The organism is Rhizobium sp. Leaf321 (assembly GCF_001423215.1).
GTDB lineage: Bacteria > Pseudomonadota > Alphaproteobacteria > Rhizobiales > Rhizobiaceae > Neorhizobium > Neorhizobium soli.
Window position 1 is genome coordinate 59,774 of the sequence record NZ_LMOF01000008.1, and the last position, 20,373, is coordinate 80,146.

General features: G+C 60.4%; 9 protein-coding genes. 7 read left to right on the top strand and 2 right to left on the bottom strand.

Going from position 1 to position 20,373, the window contains the following annotated elements; all coding sequences use genetic code 11:
- The first annotated feature begins 444 nt into the window (after positions 1-444).
- From ASF70_RS17380 to ASF70_RS17400, 5 genes are all read left to right on the top strand, one after another.
- Positions 445-1,878: a M20 family metallopeptidase gene (locus tag ASF70_RS17380; protein ID WP_156461875.1), complete on the top strand. Its 1,434-nt coding sequence runs from the start codon at positions 445-447 to the stop codon at positions 1,876-1,878.
- A gap of 126 nt (positions 1,879-2,004) precedes the next feature.
- Positions 2,005-3,360: an aspartate aminotransferase family protein gene (locus ASF70_RS17385; protein WP_062581540.1), complete on the top strand. Its 1,356-nt coding sequence runs from the start codon at positions 2,005-2,007 to the stop codon at positions 3,358-3,360.
- Between the two features lie 72 nt (positions 3,361-3,432).
- Positions 3,433-4,893, top strand: coding sequence for a phosphatidylserine/phosphatidylglycerophosphate/cardiolipin synthase family protein (locus ASF70_RS17390; protein WP_062581543.1), 1,461 nt, complete (start codon positions 3,433-3,435; stop codon positions 4,891-4,893).
- Positions 4,894-4,918: 25 nt separating this feature from the next.
- A complete protein-coding gene (locus ASF70_RS17395) occupies positions 4,919-5,731 on the top strand; it encodes an endonuclease/exonuclease/phosphatase family protein (protein ID WP_062462152.1) in 813 nt (270 codons plus the stop codon).
- An 88-nt stretch (positions 5,732-5,819) separates the two neighbouring features.
- A complete protein-coding gene (locus tag ASF70_RS17400; protein WP_062581545.1) occupies positions 5,820-6,794 on the top strand; it encodes a threonine/serine dehydratase in 975 nt (324 codons plus the stop codon).
- A 384-nt stretch (positions 6,795-7,178) separates the two neighbouring features.
- Here the strand turns inward: ASF70_RS17400 and ASF70_RS17405 are convergent, their stop codons facing one another.
- Positions 7,179-8,348 carry a M20 aminoacylase family protein gene (locus ASF70_RS17405; protein ID WP_244474077.1) on the bottom strand — a complete coding sequence of 390 codons (1,170 nt, stop codon included), beginning with the start codon at positions 8,346-8,348 and terminating at the stop codon, positions 7,179-7,181.
- A 261-nt stretch (positions 8,349-8,609) separates the two neighbouring features.
- Between ASF70_RS17405 and ASF70_RS17410 the strand changes: the two genes are divergently transcribed.
- Positions 8,610-17,105: a glucoamylase family protein gene (locus tag ASF70_RS17410; protein ID WP_062581547.1), complete on the top strand. Its 8,496-nt coding sequence runs from the start codon at positions 8,610-8,612 to the stop codon at positions 17,103-17,105.
- 391 nt (positions 17,106-17,496) lie between these two features.
- Here the strand turns inward: ASF70_RS17410 and ASF70_RS17415 are convergent, their stop codons facing one another.
- A complete protein-coding gene (locus ASF70_RS17415) occupies positions 17,497-19,272 on the bottom strand; it encodes a glucan ABC transporter ATP-binding protein/ permease (protein ID WP_062581549.1) in 1,776 nt (591 codons plus the stop codon).
- Positions 19,273-19,587: 315 nt separating this feature from the next.
- Here ASF70_RS17415 and ASF70_RS17420 point away from each other — a divergent pair, with 315 nt between their 5' ends.
- Positions 19,588-20,325, top strand: coding sequence for a LuxR family transcriptional regulator (locus ASF70_RS17420; protein ID WP_062462620.1), 738 nt, complete (start codon positions 19,588-19,590; stop codon positions 20,323-20,325).
- The last annotated feature ends 48 nt before the right edge of the window (positions 20,326-20,373 follow it).

Consider the following 20,373-nt stretch of genomic DNA (forward strand, 5'->3'; position numbering starts at 1 on the left):
GAATTTGATGATACGCTTACGTGCGCGTCAATCCTGCTTGTGTGTCTCACCTCCTGGTCGCAAATCTTTTGTTTGCTGACCGTATTCTTCAGTCTTCGACGGATCTCCGATACCTTTTCGGCACTCAACCCACGTTTTCTCGAATTGACGACGGATTTCCAAGTATTCGGCTTTCATGAGCATGAACTCACGGCGTCGGCCTTATTTACGCAAAATTGTTATCGTCTTCTGCGGTATCCTTGGTCTTCCTGTGACGTCGGGCGCGAGCATAGCGATTATGATGCACTTGTCGAGATACCAAGTTTCACGCGTTGCGTTGCCGAGCGCGGCGTGTTGATTTTTTCAGCCGCGCTTATTTTTTAAGCTGCTGGTCCATTGTTATTGGGCGGGAAACGGTTAGGGTTTGGCGCCTTCAGGACCGAATGCTTGATCGAGGCGCATATTATGACGACCGTAAATTCCAATCTTCCCCACATCTTAACTCTTATCGACCGCAAGACCGAGGTTTTCCGGGAGCTGTCCGACCGCGTCTGGGAGACGCCGGAAACCTGCTACATGGAAACCCTGTCCGCGGCAGCGCATCGGGAAATGCTGGAAACGCAAGGGTTCCGGATCACCGATAACGTGGCCGGCATTCCGACCGCGCTGATCGGCGAGGCTGGGGAAGGTGGACCGGTGATTGCCTTTCTCGGGGAGTTCGACGCTCTTGCAGGGTTGAGCCAGAAGGCGGGCGAAACCGCTTACGATCCGATCACTGCCGGCGCAAACGGCCATGGCTGCGGCCATAATCTTCTCGGTTCCGCCTCGCTTCTTGCCGCAACGGCTCTCAAGGATTGGCTCGAAGCCAACGGAACGCCGGGACGCGTGCGCTATTACGGCTGCCCGGCGGAAGAGGGCGGGGCTGCCAAAGCGTTCATGGTGCAGTCCGGCGCATTTGAAGATGTCGATATCGCCATCAGCTGGCACCCCAGCAATTTCGCAGGCGTCCAGCGCGAGACATCGCTTGCCAACTGCCGTGTCGATTTTACCTTTACCGGGCGTGCGGCGCATGCCGCGGCGGTTCCGGAGCTTGGCCGCAGTGCGCTCGATGCCGTCGAGTTGATGAGTGTCGGCGTCAACTATATGCGCGAACACATGCCATCCGATTGCCGCATCCACTACGCGGTTCTCGACAGCGGCGGCATTTCGCCGAACGTCGTCCAGGCGCATGCCAAGGTCCGCTATGTCATTCGCGCACCCGAACTGCCGGGCCTGCTACCTTTGATCGAGCGGGTCAAGAAGGTCGCGGAAGGTGCGGCGCTGATGACCGAGACCAAGGTGGAAAGCACAATCCTTGCCGGCGTTTCCAACCTCGTCGTCAACACGCCGCTGATGGATGCGATGCAGGATGTCTGGGAAAGCCTCGGCCCGCCACCTTTTGATGCCGCCGACCAGGAATTTGCGGCCAAGATTCGTGCGACGCTGACGCCGGAGGATATCGCGGCGAGCTGGCGCCAGGAGCGGCTTGATGAACGCGATGTTCCCCTGGCGGACTTCGTGCTTCCGGCCCACGGCGAGCTTCGCCAGATGGGCGGCTCGACCGATGTCGGCGATGTCAGCTGGGTGGTGCCGACCGTGCAGGCCTATGGCGCAACGCTTGCCATCGGCACCCAGCTTCATACCTGGCAGGTGGTTGCGCAGGGCAAGAGCGAGCTTGCCCACAAGGGCATGGTGTCGGTTGCCAAAGCGATGGCCGCCACCGGTTTGGCGGCGCTCGAAAGCGAGCAGCTGCGCGAGGCTGCCTGGATGGATCTGAGAAAGCGGCTGAAGGGCCAGGCCTATATCAGCCCGATGCCTGCCGGTACCGAGCCGCCGGTCGCCGCAATGACGGTGAAGTGAACATGTAATCCGTCGTGTCAACTATTTCGAACGGAGAAGTTCTTGGACAGTGTTTTGCGCTGTCCAAGATCTGCGTTTCGCCGTAAGAATGACGCCAAAATCAGTCAGGTGCAGAGGAGGCCCTTCGTGACGGTACAGCCCAATTCCATGGAAGCCCGCGACAAGGCTTATCACATGCACTCCTACACGAACGCCCGCGCTCTGGAGCGCGACGGTGCGCTCGTGATGGAACGCGGCGAAGGCATCTACGTCTACGACAACAACGGCAAGAAATATATCGAAGGCATGTCCGGCCTCTGGAGCGTCGCTGTCGGCTTTGGTGAAAACCGGCTGGTCGAGGCCGCCACGCGGCAGATGAGCAAGCTGCCCTATTACCATACGTTCACATCGCGGGCGAACGGCCCGTCGATCGAGCTTGCCGAAAAGCTGGTGCAGATGGCGCCGGTGCCGATGTCGAAGGCGTTTTTCACGAATTCGGGTTCGGAAGCCAACGATACGGCCATCAAGATGATCTGGTACCGGTCGAACGCCATGGGCAAGCCGGAGAAGAAGAAGATCATCTCCCGGATCAAGGGCTATCACGGCGTGACCGCCGTTTCCGCGAGCCTGACCGGTCTGCCGAACAACCACCGCTCTTTCGATCTGCCGCTGCCCGGCATATTCCACACATCCTGCCCGCATTACCGCGCCTTCAAGCTTGAGGGCGAGAGCGAGGCTGCCTTTGTCGAACGGTGTGCCAAGGAACTCGAGGACCTGATCCTGCGCGAAGGCCCCGAAACTGTTGCAGCCTTTATCGGCGAGCCGGTGATGGGTGCCGGCGGCGTGATCGTGCCGCCTGCCGGTTACTGGCCGGCCATCCAGGCCATCCTCAAGAAATACGACATCCTGTTCATCGCCGACGAGGTGATCTGCGGCTTTGGCCGCACCGGCAATATGTTCGGAACGCAAACCTTCGATCTGCAACCGGATTTCATGACGCTGTCGAAGCAGATCTCCTCGTCCTACCAGCCGATCTCGGCGCTTCTCATCAACGAGAACGTCTACGCCCCGATCGCGGACGAATCCGCGAAGATCGGCACGTTCGGACACGGCGTCACCGCCGCCGGCCACCCGGTGGCGGCGGCCGTTGCGCTTGAGAATATCGCGATCATCGAAGAGCGCGATCTGGTCGGAAACGTCCGGGCGCTTGCGCCAAAATTCCAGTCGCGCCTGAAGGAACTCGAAAGTCATCCGCTGGCGATCGAAGCGCGCGGCATCGGTCTCATCGGTGCACTCGAACTTGCTCCGCGCGAAGGGTTTGCCACCGGTCAGCTCGGCCCGAAACTGTTTTCGATCATGGTCGAGAAGGGGCTGATCAGCCGTGCGATCGGCGACTCGCTGGCGCTTTGCCCACCTCTCATCATCAATGAGTCACAGCTGGACGTGCTGTTCGACACATTCGAAGCGTCGCTCGATGTGCTGAAAAAGCAGCTCGACGCCTGATGTCATCAGGAGCCGGGCTAACCTTTGTCCGGCTCCGATTGCCCAAAGCGATGGGGTGCATATATTCGCCTCATGCTTGACCTCTTCCATACCTACTGGCCGCACATCCTGTTCGTCTTTTCGCTCGTTGCCGGCACGGCGGCCGCGATCCATGCGGCCATGACGAAGGAAGAGGTGCGCTCGGCGATTGGCTGGGTCGGCATCATCGTCCTGTCGCCCATCATCGGCGCGTCGCTCTATATGCTTGCCGGCGTCAATCGCATCCGCCGAACGGTCATCAGTGACCGCCGCGCGCTGCTGCAGGGCCGCGAGTGGGCACATTTTGCCTCCTACGACGCGACAGATGCACTGATCATCAAGGATTTTGGTCACCGGTTCCGCGCGATGAAGACGCTGGGAGACCGGGTGACTTCCCATCACCTCACATCCGGAAATTCGATTCTTTCGCTGGATACCGGCGACGCCGCCTATGCCGCCATGCTGGGTGCAATCCGCAAGGCGAAGAAGAGCGTCATTCTGGAAACCTACATCTTCGATCGGGACAGGATCGGACGCCAGTTTGTCGAGGCCCTGATTGCTGCGGTAAAGCGGGGTGTGGAAGTGCGTGTGCTGATCGATGCGGTCGGCGCCCGCTACTCGGTTCCAAGCGTACTCGGCATGCTGCGCGATGGCGGCGTCGGGGTCAGCGTCTTCAACGGCAACGTCATTGTCGGCTTGCGGCTGCCTTACGCAAACCTTCGAACCCACCGCAAGATCGTGGTCGTGGATGGCCGCGTCGCGTTTACCGGCGGCATCAACATTCGCGAAAGTTTCTCGAGCGAATTCAATGGCGATGGGTTTTCGCTCGATACGCATTTCAAGGTTACCGGGCCATTGGTGGCCGACCTTTTTGCCGTTGCCGCAGCCGACTGGCAGTTCACCACGGGCGAGACATTGGAAGATGATGCGTGGGAGCTTGTCGCGCCCGCGGCGGAACCCGGCAAGGCGGTCATTGCCCGGGTCGTTTCGACCGGACCGGACCGTAGTGTCGAGACCAACCACAAGATGCTGATGGGCGCATTTTCCGTCGCCCGGTCATCGATCCGCATCGTGTCGCCCTATTTTCTGCCGGACCGGGAGCTGATTACCGCGCTGGTTACGGCGGCAAGGCGCGGTGTGCGGGTTGATATCGTGGTGCCCGGCGCGAACAACCTGACGCTTGTCGATCGTGCGATGACGGCGCAGTTCGACCAGATGCTGAAGAACTACTGCCGTATCTGGCGGGCAAGCGGCGCTTTCAATCATTCCAAGCTTCTGACCGTCGACAGCCGCTGGTCCTATGTGGGGTCTTCCAATCTCGATCCGCGTTCGCTGCGGCTGAATTTCGAGGTGGATCTGGAAGTGCTGGACGAGGCTTTTGCGCGAACTTTGGAACGAAGGATAGACTTGATGATTTCCACTTCGACCGAGGTGACGCTTCACAGCCTGAGATCACGGCCGTTTCCCGTTCGCCTGATCGAGAAAGTTCTTTGGTTGGGATCGCCCTATCTTTAAACCGGCAAGACCGAAGCGCGATATCATGCATCAGAAACGTCCCAACCTTCCGGCCAGCATCCTGGCATCGATCAAGGCCCGCAAGAACCGCGGCGAAGGCGTTCATTCCGTGCATGACAGAGACAGCGGCATGCTGATCGCCTCCTACAACGTGCACAAATGCGTCGGCATCGACCGCAAGTTCGATCCGGCACGTATCGCTCACGTGATCCGCGAAATCGGCGCGGATGTGATTGCTCTGCAGGAGGCGGACAGCCGGTTTGGCGAACGTCGCGGACTGCTTGATCTTGGCTGGATGGAGCGTGAAACGGGGCTGCTTCCGGTGCCGATCTCCGGCGTCGCCAAGGCGCATGGTTGGCACGGCAATGTGATCTTTTTCCGCGAAGGTCTCGTCCGCGACGTGCATCAGGTCAAACTGCCGGGGCTGGAGCCGCGCGGGGCGCTGATCACCGAACTGGAGATGAAGGATGGCAGCACACTTCGCGTGATTGCGGCACATCTTGGTCTTCTCAACCGGTCGCGTCAGCAGCAGGCGCGCATGCTGCTCGAGATCATCGGCTCCCGCGACGAGCATCCGACAGTGCTGATGGGCGATCTCAACGAGTGGCGGCTGGGTGACCGCTCGGCGCTCAACACACTCGCCACCGTATTCGGCCTGCCGCCGGCGGTGCCGAGCTTTCCGTCGCGACTGCCGGTGCTTGCGCTCGACCGCATCATGGCGAACCGGCCGGGCCTGATCGAAAGGGTCGTGACCCATGACACGCCGCTTGCGCGGCTCGCGTCCGACCATCTTCCAATCAAGACGGTGGTGAAACTCGGTTCAACGGCTGAAGGATAGCGGCACTTGTCGGCCGTCGGCATCTTTACGCCTGCAGCATCGGCGAATAGGTTCGGGGTCTCGCCTGTTCGTCCCCAAGGATTTCCCGATGACCGATATTGCCATGATCGAAGCCGCGCGCGGCCGTCTTTCCGGCCATGCCCGCCGCACGCCGCTTCTGTCCTCGTCGTTTCTGGATGACATCGCCGGGCGCCGCATCTTCGTCAAACCCGAATGCCTGCAGCAGACCGGCTCGTTCAAGTTCCGTGGCGCGTGGTCAGCAATTTCGTATCTTCCGGCGGACGTTCGCGCGAAGGGCGTTATCGCCTTTTCGTCCGGGAACCATGCGCAGGGCGTGGCGCTGGCGGCCAGGATGCATGGCATTCCGGCCGTCATCATCATGCCCGCCGATGCGCCGCGCATCAAGATTGAAAACACGCGGGCCTACGGCGCCGAAGTGGTGCTCTACGATCGCGCCAGGGAGGATCGTGACGAGATCGGCCGGCAGCTTTCGACCGAAAGAGGCCTGACCCTCATCAAGCCATTCGACGAACCGCTTGTCATCGCCGGGCAGGGGACGGCAGGTCTGGAAATCGCCGAACAGGCTGCGGAAGAGGGGATCACGCAGGCCAGTGTTCTGGTGCCGACCGGCGGGGGCGGCTTCATATCCGGGATTTCGCTGGCGCTCGAAGCACGTGCACCGGGCTTTACCGTGCATCCCTGCGAACCTGAAGGCTTTGACGATGTGACCCGTTCGCTTGCGAGCGGAACGATCCAGAAGAACGCCACACAATCAGGTTCGCTCTGCGACGCGATCGTCACGCCGCAGCCTGGCACGATTACCTTTCCGATCATGTCGCGTCTCTGCGACCCGGGCATAGTGGTGACGGAAGATGAAGCGCTGCATGCGGTGGCACTTGCCTTCAACCGTCTGAAGATCGTCGTTGAACCGGGCGGCGCGGTTGCGCTGGCGGCGGCGCTTTTCCATGGCGAGAGCCTTGGCGAGACGGTGATTGCGGTCTGCTCGGGCGGCAATATCGACCCGGACGTTTTCCGCCTGGCGCTCGACAGGTTTGCCGCCTGAGGTCTCGTTTTAGGCCGCAGGCATAATAAACCGTTAACCGGCACGTTGGGGCGTTAAGAAAAAAGTATTTTCCAAGGAACGTGGTGCTCAGGAGAAAGTTATCTCTATCAGCTTGGTAGAGTTAAGCTAAACTACATGGGAAGAGACACAAAACCGGGAGGTTCGCATGCAGCCGATCCAGCATCATACTCGGGCATTCCCTCACCGCGCCCCGGGCGTCGTCAGCAGGTGGCAGTGGGTAGCATATGCAGGCCTTGTGACTGCCGCCTTCGTGTTCATCGGGGCAGTCACGCTCGGTATTCTCGCCTGACACGTTTCCGAAATTCAAGGTTTCAATAGCAACGAAGCCATCCGATCCGCGCCCGGATCGGAAGGCTTATTGTTTCAGCCCTGTGTCGTCGGCAGATAGGCTTCTGCCAGTTCCACCCAGAAATTCGTCCCGATCGGCAAGGCGTCGTCGTTAAAGTCGAATTTCGGATGATGGAGCGGGGGATCGTTCTTGGTTCTTGCGGTGCCTAAGAAGAAATAGGTGCCTGGCCTCTCTGCAAGGAAATAACCGAAGTCCTCGGCGCCCATCATCGGCCGTTCGATTTCGGCAAGGTTTTCCGGGCCGACAACCTTCTTCGCCAGGTCCCTGACAAAGTCCGTCTCCGCTTTGTGGTTGACGGTCGCGTCGTAGCCGCGGGTATATTCGATTGTCGCTGTCATGCCGTAGCTTGCCGCCTGGCCAACTGCTACACCGCGGATCCGTTCCTCCAGCTTTCCTCGCACGGCAGGGTCGAAGGACCGGATGGTGATAACCATTTCTGCCCGCTCCGGAATGACATTGCTGGCGATGCCGGCGTTGAACGCGCCGACCGTGACGACGGCCGGATCGAGTGGATGGATGTTGCGGGAAACGACAGTCTGCAGCGCCATGATGATGCTGGCGCCGGCGACGATCGGGTCTGCGGCATCCTGCGGTTCGGCACCATGGCCGCCGCGGCCGTTGACGACGATACGGCATTCGTCGACCGCCGCCATGATAGGCCCTTCTTTGACGAAGATCTTGCCGAAGGGCAGGCTCGGGTCATTGTGCAGGCCGAAGACGGCGTCGCAGGGAAAGCGATCGAACAGTCCGTCCTCCATCATCAGCCTGGCGCCGCCGAAATTTTCTTCGGCCGGCTGGAAGATCAGATTGAGTGTGCCGTCGAAGTTTTTGCGCTGTGCGAGTATCTTTGCGGCACCCAGAAGCATGGCGGTATGGCCATCGTGACCGCAGGCATGCATGACGCCCTTGTTGAGGCTGGCATAGTCCGCGCCGGTTTCTTCCTCGATCGGAAGCGCGTCGATATCGGCGCGAATGCCGACCGACCGATCGCTCGATCCGTTCTTCAGGGTCGCAACGATGCCGGTCTTGCCGAGGCCGCGGGTGACGGCGTAACCGAATTCCTCAAGCTTTGCCGCGATATAGTCCGAAGTGGTGAATTCTGAGAGGCCAAGTTCGGGATGCTGATGCAGAAAGTGGCGGGTTGCCACAACTTCGCTCATGTCGTTGGTAAACTTGATCGTCATCGTTCCATCACCCTATCTGCCTGCAAACGCGTCCAAGCTGCTCACTCGTATCGTTCACGTTTAGCAGTGCCATCATCGTTCAGGCAAATGAACAGCCTCGCATTCAGCATTTATTCAGGCTGTTGGCCCTAGAGCCGACAATGTCTTACTGCGTGAGCAGATGCGATAGCGATTGATCCACGATTTGCAATATAAGGATCGCTCTCTATCTCATGCTTCGCATCTTAGTTCGTGAAACGAAATTCATTCAGAAGTTCATCCATGTCCCCTGATATTCAGCCTTCGGCTTCTACCCGCGAAACGGAAAGCAAGCAGATCGATCATAACGATTCGATCCGCGCGACGTATTTTACGGCTGATGATCTTCGGCAATGTGGAGAAACGCTGGGTCGGCAAGGTGCAGCCGATCTGCCGGGCTTCATGAAATTCGAGTTCTTCACGCGTCACTCGGAAAACGAGAAGGAAATTCTGAGGGTCTATCGCGCCGCCGCGCAGGATGTCGATGCGGGTGCTTCGATCACGCCTGCCGCGGAATGGCTGCTCGACAACTATTACATCGTCGAGGAAGCGATCCAGGAAGTCCGCCGCGACTTCCCGAAGAAATTCTTCAAGCAGTTGCCGACCACCAAGATCGGCAGCCAGGAAATCCCGCGCGTTCTCTCGCTGGCATGGCTTTATGTAGCGCACACCCACAGCAGCATTTCGCGCGAAACGCTGGCCGAGATGGTCGAGGGTTACCAGACCGACGAGCCGCTGGAGATCGGCGAACTCTGGGCATTGCCATCGTTCATCCGCTTCGTTCTCATCGAGAACCTGCGTCGTATCGCCAGCCGCGTCGATCGCTCGCGCAACATGCGCCGCCGCGCCAACGATGCCGCCGACGAGATCATTCGTCTGAACGACGAGACTGCCGGTGCCGAGCTCCTGAAGAGCCTCGAAGGCCTTACCGACGACAACACGTTTACCAGCCAGTTCCTCTATCGCCTGCGCAATGCCTCGCAGAATTCCGGCTTTGCCATCGAATGGCTGGAGAAGCGGCTGGTCGCGTCCGGCAAGGCTGTCGAAACCGTGATGCAGGCGGAACAGAGCCGCTTGTCGTCCGGCAACGTGACGATGGGCAACATCATCAAGAGCCTGCGCCTGATCGACGATACGGAGTGGAGTGTCTGGTTCGAAGAGGTCTCGCAGATCGACAAGATCTTCCGCGAGCACACGGATTACGAAGCGCTCGATTTCGGCTCGCGCAATGCCTTCCGCAGCCGCATCGAAAAGATCGCCCGCGTTTCCAAGCGCAGCGAAGCCGAGGTGACCCAGGCTGCCGTTGATCTTGCGATCGCAGCACGGGCGCACAATCCGGACGAGCGCGAAACCAATATCGGCGCCTTCATCGTCGGGCGCCGCCGCAAGGAGCTGGAGACGGCCGTCGGCTACCAGCCGCCGCTTCTGCAGCGGGCTGTGCGCGCCTACCGCAAGCTTGGCTGGTTCGCCATCGGCGGCCCGGTTATGCTTTTAACCTTTCTGGCGCTCGCCGTTACCGGCTATTTCCTCGTGGCGGCTGCCATTCCGCTGGTGGTCGTCTTCTTCCTGCTTCTGATGTTCGCGCTGCCCGCGTCGGAAGGCGCGACCGGTCTGTTCAATACGGTCGTGACCTATTTCGTCAAACCGGCCCGGCTTGTCGGATACGAATACAAGGAAGGCATTCCCGAGGAGGCGCGCACGCTGGTCGTGGTGCCCTGCCTGATCGCCGACCGGGATACGGTCGATGAACTCGTGCGCAATCTCGAAGTCCATTATCTGGCCAACCCCAAGGGCGAGATCTATTTTGCCCTCCTCAGCGACTGGCGCGATGCCAAGTTCGAGGAACAGGAAGCTGATCTTGAAATCCTCGAATATGCCAAGCGCGAGATTGCAGCGCTGAACACCCGCTACATGGAAGAGGCGGGGACGCGCTTTTACCTCCTGCACCGCCGCCGCCTGTTCAACCCGAACGAAGGCGCCTGGATGGGTTGGGAGCGCAAGCGTGGCAAGCTGCACGAACTCAATCTTCTGCTCCGCGGCGATCGTGACACGACCTATCTCCAGGGCGCCAACATGGTGCCGGAGAATGTCCAGTATGTCATGACGCTCGATGCCGACACCCGCCTGATCCGCGATGCGGTGACCAAGCTGGTCGGCAAAATGCATCACCCGATCAACCGTCCCGTCATCGATCCTGATACGCACCAGGTCGTGCGCGGCTACGGTCTGATGCAGCCGCGCGTGACGCCGTCATTGACGACCGGCAAGGAAGCCTCTGTCTTCCAGCGCGTGTTTTCGGTCGGCCGCGGTCTCGATCCCTATGTCTTTGCGGTCTCTGATGTCTATCAGGACCTGACGGCCGAAGGCTCGTTTACCGGCAAGGGTCTTTATCACGTCGACGCGTTCGAGACGTCCCTCAAGGGCCGTATCGAAGAAAACGCCGTTCTCTCGCACGACCTTCTCGAAGGCTCGTTCTCGCGCTGCGCGCTTATCACCGATGTCGAGCTGGTCGAGGATTTCCCGGTTCGCTACGAGGTCGAGGTCTCGCGCCAGCATCGCTGGGCGCGTGGCGACTGGCAGCTCCTGCCTTACATTCTCGAAGCCAAGCGGGGCGTCAGCGCTCTTGGCCGCTGGAAGATGCTCGATAACCTGCGCCGGTCGCTGACCCCGATCGCATGGTTCTTCGCCTCCATCCTCGGCTGGTACTTCATGGATCCGCTCGGTGCGCTGATCTGGCAGATCCTGCTGATCTTCTCGCTGTTCGTGGCACCCACCATCTCGCTTCTCACCAACCTTCTTCCGCGCTCCAGCGACAATGTCACGAGCGCCCATTTCTATTCGGTCTGGTCGGATGTGCGTTCCACCAATGCGCAAGTCGCATTGCGCATCGTGTTCATCGCGGATTCCGCCTGCATCATGACCGATGCGATCGCCCGTTCGCTCTATCGCCTGCTCGTCAGCCGCAAGCTGATGCTGGAATGGAAGACCGCGGCCTCGATCCAGTCGGGCGCCCAGGGCAGCCCCACCGATTACTACCGTGCCATGTGGCATGCGCCGGCGATTGCCGTTCTCTCGGTAATCCTTGCGGCACTTCCGGGCGACAACGCGTTCCTGGTCGGCATTCCGTTCGCCATCCTGTGGATCTTCTCGCCGCTGGTTGCCTGGTATGTCAGCCAGTCCGCTGAGACTGAAGACAAGCTGTTCGTACCGGAAAACGTCTCGGTCGAGCTGCGCAAGATCGCGCGGCGGACCTGGCGCTATTTCGAAACCTTCGTCACGGCCGAGCAGAACTACCTGCCGCCTGACAACTACCAGGAAAAGCCAAATCCCTCGATCGCCAAGCGGACGTCTCCGACCAATATCGGCGTCTACCTTCTGTCGATCGTCTCGGCGCGGCATTTCGGCTGGATCTCGTTTACCGAAACGATCGAACGGATCGAGCAGACGCTTGCGACCGTCGAGCGTGCGGACAAGTTCCGCGGCCACATGTATAACTGGTATCACACCGATACCCTGAAGCCTCTGATGCCGCGCTATGTGTCGTCGGTCGACAGCGGCAATTTCGCTGGCCATCTGATCGCCATCTCATCTGCCTGCCGTGTCTGGGCGGAAGCGCCTTCTGCGCATCTCCAGGGCAATCTCGATGGTCTCGGCGATGTCGTCGGCATTCTCGAAGAAACGCTGAAGTCGCTGCCGGACGATCGCAAGACCGTGCGTCCGCTGCGCCGCCGTCTCGAGGAGCGTATCATCGGCTTCTCCAACGCGCTTGCCGCCGTCAAGCGCGAGCACGAGTTCGCCTCGATCCGCATCATCAACCTGTCGGTGCTTGCCCGCGACATCCAGAAGCTGTCGCACAATCTCGATCATGAGGTGCGTTCCGCGCAGAGCGAGGAAGTGACCAAGTGGGCAGCGTCGCTGGTTGCCGTCTGCGAAGCGCATATCGGCGACAGCACGTTCGACAACGGCAATATCGAGGAACTGCGCGACCGTCTCGCCGTGTTGCGTGACCGTGCCCGCAAGATCGCCTTCGGGATGGACTTCAAGTTCGTGTTCCGCAAGGACCGCCGCCTTCTGTCGATCGGCTACCGGGTCGAAAGCAACGAGGTCGACGAGGCCTGCTACGACCTTCTCGCGTCCGAAGCGCGTCTCACCAGCCTGTTCGGGATTGCCAAGGGTGATCTGCCCACGGAGCACTGGTACAAGCTTGGCCGTCACGTCGTGCCGATCGGCGCGCGCGGTGCGCTCGTGTCGTGGTCGGGTTCGATGTTCGAATACCTGATGCCGCCGCTCGTCATGCAGGAGCGTCAGGGTGGTATCCTCAACCAGACCAACAACCTGATCGTCAAGGAACAGATGAACCACGGCCGCCGTCTCGGCACGCCATGGGGCATTTCGGAAGCCGCGTTCAACGCGCTCGATCATCAGATGCACTATCAGTACACCAACTTCGGTGTGCCGACGCTCGGTCTGAAACGCGGTCTTGGCCAGAATGCCGTTATCGCGCCCTATGCCTCGATCCTCGCCAGCCAGTACGATCCGATCGCGGCCGTCGAAAACCTCAACGAGTTGCGCAAGCTTGGCGCACTCGGCATCTACGGCTTCCATGATGCGGTCGACTTCACGCCGACCCGCGTGCCGGAAGGCAAGCGCTGTGCGGTCGTCTACAACTACTATGCCCACCACCATGGCATGTCGATTGCAGCCGTCGCCAACGTCGTCATGAACGGTCTGCTGCGCGAACTCTTCCACGCCGATCCTGTAATCGAAGCGGCGGAACTGCTGCTGCAGGAAAAGGCACCGCGCGACATTCCTGTGATGAGCGCCAAGCACGAGGAAAAGCCAGGTACCGGCGGCGGCGAACTGCTGCGTCCGGAAATCCGCACGGTCACCAACCCGGCCACCAAGGACCGCGAACTGGTTCTGCTCTCCAACGGCCATTACTCGCTGATGCTGACGGCGACCGGTTCCGGCTATTCGCGCTGGAACAACCTTTCGGTTTCCCGCTGGAAGGCGGATCCGACCGAAGACCGCTGGGGGCAGTTCATCTTCCTGCGCGACACGACATCCGGCGAGTGGTGGTCCACCACGGCCGAACCGCGCCGCGCCGAAGGCGAGCAGACCAAGACGGTGTTCGGTGACGAAAAGGCCGAATTCCACAAGACGGTCGGCGAACTGACCAGCACGGTCGAAGTCATCGTCGGCACCGAACACGATGCCGAAGGCCGTCGCGTGACGTTGCTCAACATGGGCGACGAGGACCGCTTCATCGAAGTGACCTCCTACATGGAGCCTGTGATTGCCGGCGACGATGGCGACAGTGGCCATCCCGTGTTCTCACGCATGTTTATCCGCACCGAGATCGGCAAGCGTGGCGACGTCATCCGCGCCTGGCGCAACAAGCGCGACCTCAGCGATCCCGACATGATCGTGGCACATCTTGCCGCCGACAATGCCGGGTCTTCGCGACCGACCGAATACGAGACCGACCGTCGCAAGTTCCTCGGCCGGGGTCGCACGCTGTCGGAAGCTGCGGCTTTCGATCCGGGTGCGTCGCTGTCCAACACCGACGGCTTCACGCTCGATCCGATCCTGTCGCTGCGCCGCACGGTTCGTGTGCCGGCGGGCAAGAAGGTCAGCGTTATCTTCTGGACGATCGCCGCGCCACGGCGCGAGGATCTCGATAAGGCGATCGAACATTATCGTCATGCCGAAACCTTCCAGAACGAACTGACCCAGGCCTGGACCCGCACGCAGGTGCAGATGCGCCATCTCGGCGTCACTTCGCAGGATGCCGCGGCCTTCCAGCATCTCGCCCGCTATCTGGTCTATCCGGACATGCAGCTTCGGGCCGATCAACCGACGCTGAAGGCCGGCATGCAGGCACAGTCCGGCCTCTGGCCGTCGGCGGTGTCCGGCGACCTGCCGATCTTCACGCTGCGCATCAATGACGAAAACGACATGCCGGTTGCCAAGGAAGCTATCCTTGCGCAGCAGTACCTGCGCTCGCGCGGCGTTGTGTCTGATCTCGTCATCTTCAACGAGCGGGCAACCGAGGGTGCCCAGGAAGTACAGACGTCGATCGAACACATGTCTGCCCGCATGGGTCAGGAAGGTGGACGCCAGCACGTCTTCACGCTGCGCCGCGACCTGATCGAAGGTGCCGGCGCCGATGGTCTGATTGCCGCATCCCGCGTCGTGCTTCATGCGCGCAACGGCCGCATCAGCGATCAGTTGAACCGGACCAGCACGATCTTCGCCCCACCGAAGGATCAGGAGATCGAAGTCGATCGCCGTCCGCTGCTGAATGGCGAGATCTATTCCACTCCCGTCGAGACCAGCGAAGGTCCGGCCGGAGTCGAATTCTGGAACGGTTTTGGCGGCTTCTCCGCAGATGGCAGCGAATATGTCGTGCGCCTCAACGGCGGCCAGTCGACGCCGCATCCGTGGATCAACGTCATCTCCAACGACAATTTCGGCTTCCACGTTTCCGCGGAAGGCGCAGGCTTTACCTGGGCGCAGAACTCGCGCGACTACCAGATGACGCCGTGGACCAACGATCTCGTCATCAACCGTCCCGGTGAAGGCTTCTACGTGGCCGATATCGACAAGGGCACCGTGGTCACGCCGTTCGCGGCTCTGTCGCGTCGTCCGGAAACCGTGTTCGAAACCCGTCACGGCCTCGGCTATTCGGTGTTCTCGACCGAGGAAGATGGCGTCAAGCTGTCGCTGACCCAGACGGTGGACCGCAACCGGTCCGCGAAGCTTTCGCATATGAAGCTTCGCAACACCGGTTCGGAAACGAAGAAGCTGCGCATCTACGGCTATGTCGAATGGCTGCTGGGCACCAATCCTGCCAAGACCTCGCCATTCATCCTGTCCAGCCGTGACGAGGCGACGGGCACGCTGTTTGCGACCAACCCGTTCAGCATCAACTTCTCGCGCTTTGCCTTCCTCGGCATGCACGAGACACCGTCGGGCTTTACGGCAAGCCGTCGGGAGTTTGTCGGCAAATTCGGTTCGGTGCAGTTGCCGGCAGCGGTTGTTTCCGGTTCAAGCCTCAGCGGCTCGCTCGATCTCGACGGCGACCCGTGCGGAGCACTTGCCTACGACGTCGAACTGGCGCCGGGTGAAGAAACCGAAGTCACCTTCTTCCTTGGCGATGCTGCCACGAAGCAGGAGGCGGCAAGCCTTGCACTGGCGCTTCGCGGCGACCGGTTCGAGGATATCCTTTCGGAGAACCGCAGCTTCTGGAGCGGTTTCACCGGCCGCCTGAAGATCTCGACGCCGGACAAGTCGCTCGACAACATGGTCAATCACTGGCTGCCCTATCAGGCACTCGGTTGCCGCATCATGGCCCGTACCGCCTTCTACCAGGCATCGGGTGCCTTCGGCTTCCGCGACCAGTTGCAGGATACGCTCGCGTTCCTGCTGCATGAGCCGTCGCTTGCCCGCAAGCAGATCCTCAATGCGGCGTCGCGGCAGTTCCGCGAAGGCGATGTCTTGCACTGGTGGCTTCCCAACACCGGCGCCGGTGTTCGCACGACGATCTCCGACGACGTGGTGTGGCTTGCCTACGCGATCCACCAGTATGTGTCGGTGACCGGCGATCTGTCGATGCTCGATGAGAAGCTGCCGTTCCTCACCGGACCGTTGCTGGAAAAGAACAAGCACGACGCCTTTATCCAGCCGGAGATCTCCAACGAGGTCGCCGATCTCTACGAACACGCAGCACGCGCGCTCGATCTCGCGGTTGAGCGGACCGGAGACCTGGATCTTCCGCTCATTCTCGGTGGCGACTGGAACGACGGGATGAACCGTGTCGGCATGGCCGGTCGTGGTCAGAGCGTCTGGCTCGGTTGGTTCCTGGCGGCTGCGCTTCGAAACTTCCTGCCCTATGCGGAAGCCCGCAAGGATCGTTCGCGTGCCGATCGCTGGAGCAAGCATATCGATACGCTGAAGGCTGCGCTGGAATCGGATGGCTGGGACGGTGCGTATTACCGCCGCGGTTATTTCGACGACGGTTCTCCGCTCGGCTCGGCCAAGAGCGACGAATGCTGCATCGATTCGCTCGGCCAGTCCTGGAGTGTGCTGTCTGGCGAAGGCAGGCCGGATCGTTCCGAGCAGGCTATGAACGCGGTCATGGACAAGCTCGTGGACGAGGATGCGGGTATCATCCGCCTCTTCACCCCGCCTTTCCAGGACACGCGCAGGGATCCGGGCTACATCAAGGCCTATCCACCCGGCGTGCGTGAAAACGGTGGCCAGTATACCCATGGTGCAATCTGGGTCGTGCTCGCGCTCGCCCGGCTGAAGCGCGGCGACGATGCCTGGAAGTGCTTCCAGATGCTCAACCCGATCAACCATGCGCTTGACCGGAATGCCGCCGAAACCTACCGCGTCGAACCTTACGTGGTTGCAGCCGACGTCTACGGTGCCGGCGACTATCAGAGCCGCGGCGGCTGGACCTGGTATACGGGTTCCGCCGGCTGGCTCTACCGCGCCGCGGTCGAAGGCATTCTCGGCATCCGCCGTGCTGGCGATACGCTGTTTGTCGATCCGGTCCTGCCGAGCGGCTGGGACGGCTTTACCGCCGAACTTACCCTCGATGGTGTCACCCACGAGATTGTGGTCAAGGACGGCAAGGCGTCGATCGGTGGCGTCGCTGTCGATCCGGTCAACGGCTTGAACCTTGCGGCGCCGACGACCAGCGCATTGCCGGCTCCGCCCGCAGAAAGCTGATCCCGCCGGACGTCGAACGTCCTGCCTCCTGCCGGTATCCCAAACAGAAACCCCGCTTCCAGCAATGGCAGCGGGGTTTTTTGTTGGTTTGTGCCCGGTGAGGAGAAGTGTCGGCCGATCCGGGGGAGGGGCGATGTCCTGCTATGATGTCCACGTATAGTGCCAGCCGATCGGGATGCCGCTCACAATGCGCGGCATGGATCCCGGCAGGAACAGGTCGGGACCCAACCCGCGCGCCGCTCACGCGCTTTGTATGGCAAGCACTTGCAAAGCCGCGTAGGCAGAAGCTCACGCGAAAAAGCGGTGCTCCCGCATTACCTCACAAAAAACCCCCGCCTCCATTTCTGGAAGCGAGGAGTCTGATGTTCGATCGGTATAAGTGGTCGAGAGCTTAGGCGTGCTCGGCGGGTACCGGGAGCTTGTGGCCTTCCTCGTCCTCGTCGATGACGATGCCGCTGGCGGTGAGGAGCGACGTAAACCGGCCGCCGCTGCGGCTCAGCTGGTCGTAGGTGCCCATTTCGGCAATCCGCCCACCCTCGAGGAAGATGACCTTGTTGGCGTCGCGGATGGTGGAGAGCCGGTGCGCGATGATGAACGTGGTGCGGTTCTGACGCAGCTTGTCGATCGCCGCCTTCACGCGCTGTTCCGTCTCCACATCAAGCGCCGAGGTTGCTTCGTCGAGAACGAGGATCGGTGCGTTTTTCAGGATCGCACGGGCGATGGCGATACGCTGGCGCTCGCCGCCCGACAGGCGGTTGCCACGCTCGCCGACCGTCGTGTCGTAGCCATTGAGACGCGTTTCGATGAATTCGGCCGCAGCTGCGGCTTCTGCCGCCCGGACGATGTCCTCCCGCGTTGCACCTTCTCGTCCCAGCTGGATGTTGTCGCTGATCGAGCGGTTGAGCAGGCCCGCGTCCTGGAACACGGTCGCGATGGAATGGCGCAGTGACTTGCGGGTGATGGTGCCGATATCGACGCCGTCGATCAGAATTTTGCCCTGCTGCGGATCATAGACCCGCTGCAGGAGATTGATCAGCGTCGTCTTGCCGGCACCGGTCGGGCCGACGATCGCAATCGTTTCCCCCGCTTGCGCGATGAACGATACGTCGTGAACGCCCTGGCTCGTGTTGGAGAAGCCGAAGGAGACGTCGCGGAACTCCACTTCGCCCCGGACCGTATCTCCCAGATCGCGTGCATCCGTCGGTTCGGCGCGCTCCTCGACGGAATCTTCCAGAACGAAGAAATCCTCGAGCTTGGCGCGGGCTTCGAAAATCTGGGTTGCGAACTGGCGCAGAAGATCGAGGCGGCCGATCAGAAGGTTGGCGAAGCCGATAAAGGCGACGACGTCACCGACGCGGATCTTGCCCTGTTGCACCAGCATAGTGCCGATCACAAGGATCACGCCCATCGAGACCGTCGATGCCGTGCGGTTAAGGCCGCCGGCCAAAGCCCACCAGTCCAGCACCGGATACTGCGCCTTCAGCAGATCCTTGGTGTAGTTCTTGAGGGCCGAAGTTTCGGCTTCGATGCGGTTGTAGCTGTGAATCACAGAGACGTTGCTGATCGAATCGCTGACATGGCTGAAAACCTGGTGGTAATGGGTTTCGACCGCGGCCTGGCCTTCCTTCGTGCGCTTCATCACGGCAACGCCGATGATCCAGTAGAAGATGCTGAGGATCAGAAGCACGATGCTGAGGCGCCAATCCATCGAGATGGCGGTCGGGATCAGCAGCAGGATTGCAACGGCGGTCGCGAGATGCGTTCGCATGAATTCCAGCCACAGACCGAACAGGCTTTCGGAGGCACGCAGCAGCGTATGTAGCGCGTTCGACGTGCCGCGCTGGTGGTGCCAGGACAGCGGCATTGAAATGATGCGTCCGAAGGCTTCCGTCAGCAGCGAAGCGCGGCGCCCGTGGGCCAGACGGTCGGCCTCGCGTGCAACGAGCACGAATGCGACGGTGTTAAAGACCCCGAAGCCTGCCCACAGAAGCAGAACGTTGGTGACGTCACTCTTGGAGGAGATCGCGTCGATGATTCGACCGAACAGAATCGGTTCGGCAATCGTGATGATGGCCAGAATAATGTTGGCGACGACGACCGCGGCGACCCGCCAGCGGTTCTTCGTCAGATATTGCAAAGCTCGGGCGTAAACTTGGAAGAGCGTCAACGGGCGCAACTCCTATTGAAGTGCAGGCATGAAACGATTGGCAGCATAGTTATGGCAAGGACAGGGCGAATCCGAGACGAACCTAGCCGGTGAACTTCTTTTCCGAAAATAATCCAGTGAGAGCAAGGGTTCGCCCGTAGTTAGGTTACCGATGCGGTATGCTGATGCCGATCCTGATCGCTGCGTCAATCACAAGATTTCGGCATGTACGTGGTATAAATGATAACTATGTTAAGCGGGCGGTCGGGTTCTATGCCGGCGTCGGTATTTTATAAGAATAAAGCCGATCGTCGGGGAGACGGTCTGGGGGCGAATTTGAGCATCCAATTTGTTGTGCAGTTGCTTGTATTGGTTGAAGAGGCACGAACGACGAAGGAAGTGGCGAACAATCTTGCGTCACTCCTCAAAACCTACGGTTTCGAATTCTATGCAATCGTCCTGAGAAAAGGGCAAACGGATCCCGAGGGAATGACCTTGATCTCCCGCTGGCCGGACAGCTGGGTCGAGGTCTATCGCGCGCGCAAATATACCGTCATCGACCCTGTCATGCGGATGCTGAATGCGGCCCATCGCCCGTTCCGCTGGCGCGATTCGATCCTTGCCCTGAAGTCCGATCCGCATCGTTCGCGGATGGACCGGATGATGCAGGAAGCGGGCCGCCATGGTCTCGACGACGGCTACGTGTTTCCGATCCATGGACGCAACGGATTTCTCGGCAACATGATCATCGGCGGCAAACCGATCGATCTATCGCCGACCGAGATCTCACTGTTCGACACGGCCGCCAAGCGCATTTTCTGGAGACTGCTGGAGATCGCCGGCGACGCGACGGCGCTCGAGGCCTCGGCCAGACTGGATACCCAGCTCACCCGTCGCGAGATGGAAGTCATGGCGCTCCTTGCCGACGGCATGACATCGCACGAGATCGCGCGTTCGCTCGACATTTCCAACCACACGGTCGACTGGTATATCAACGGACTCCAGGAAAAGCTGAAAGCGAAGAACCGACAGCATGTGGTGGCCATGGCATTTCGCCATGGGCTGGTGACCTGAACCGTCCGTGACGCCGGCTATCGACCAAATAGCCCTTGCCTAATGCGG

Bases quoted from the DNA above. Each gene is read 5' to 3' on its own strand.
- ASF70_RS17380 (WP_156461875.1), top strand. From the start codon at position 445: ATGACGACCGTAAATTCCAATCTTCCCCACATCTTAACTCTTATCGAC.
- ASF70_RS17390 (WP_062581543.1), top strand. From the start codon at position 3,433: ATGCTTGACCTCTTCCATACCTACTGGCCGCACATCCTGTTCGTCTTT.
- ASF70_RS17395 (WP_062462152.1), top strand. From the start codon at position 4,919: ATGCATCAGAAACGTCCCAACCTTCCGGCCAGCATCCTGGCATCGATC.
- ASF70_RS17400 (WP_062581545.1), top strand. From the start codon at position 5,820: ATGACCGATATTGCCATGATCGAAGCCGCGCGCGGCCGTCTTTCCGGC.
- ASF70_RS17405 (WP_244474077.1), bottom strand. From the start codon at position 8,348: ATGACGATCAAGTTTACCAACGACATGAGCGAAGTTGTGGCAACCCGC.
- ASF70_RS17410 (WP_062581547.1), top strand. From the start codon at position 8,610: ATGTCCCCTGATATTCAGCCTTCGGCTTCTACCCGCGAAACGGAAAGC.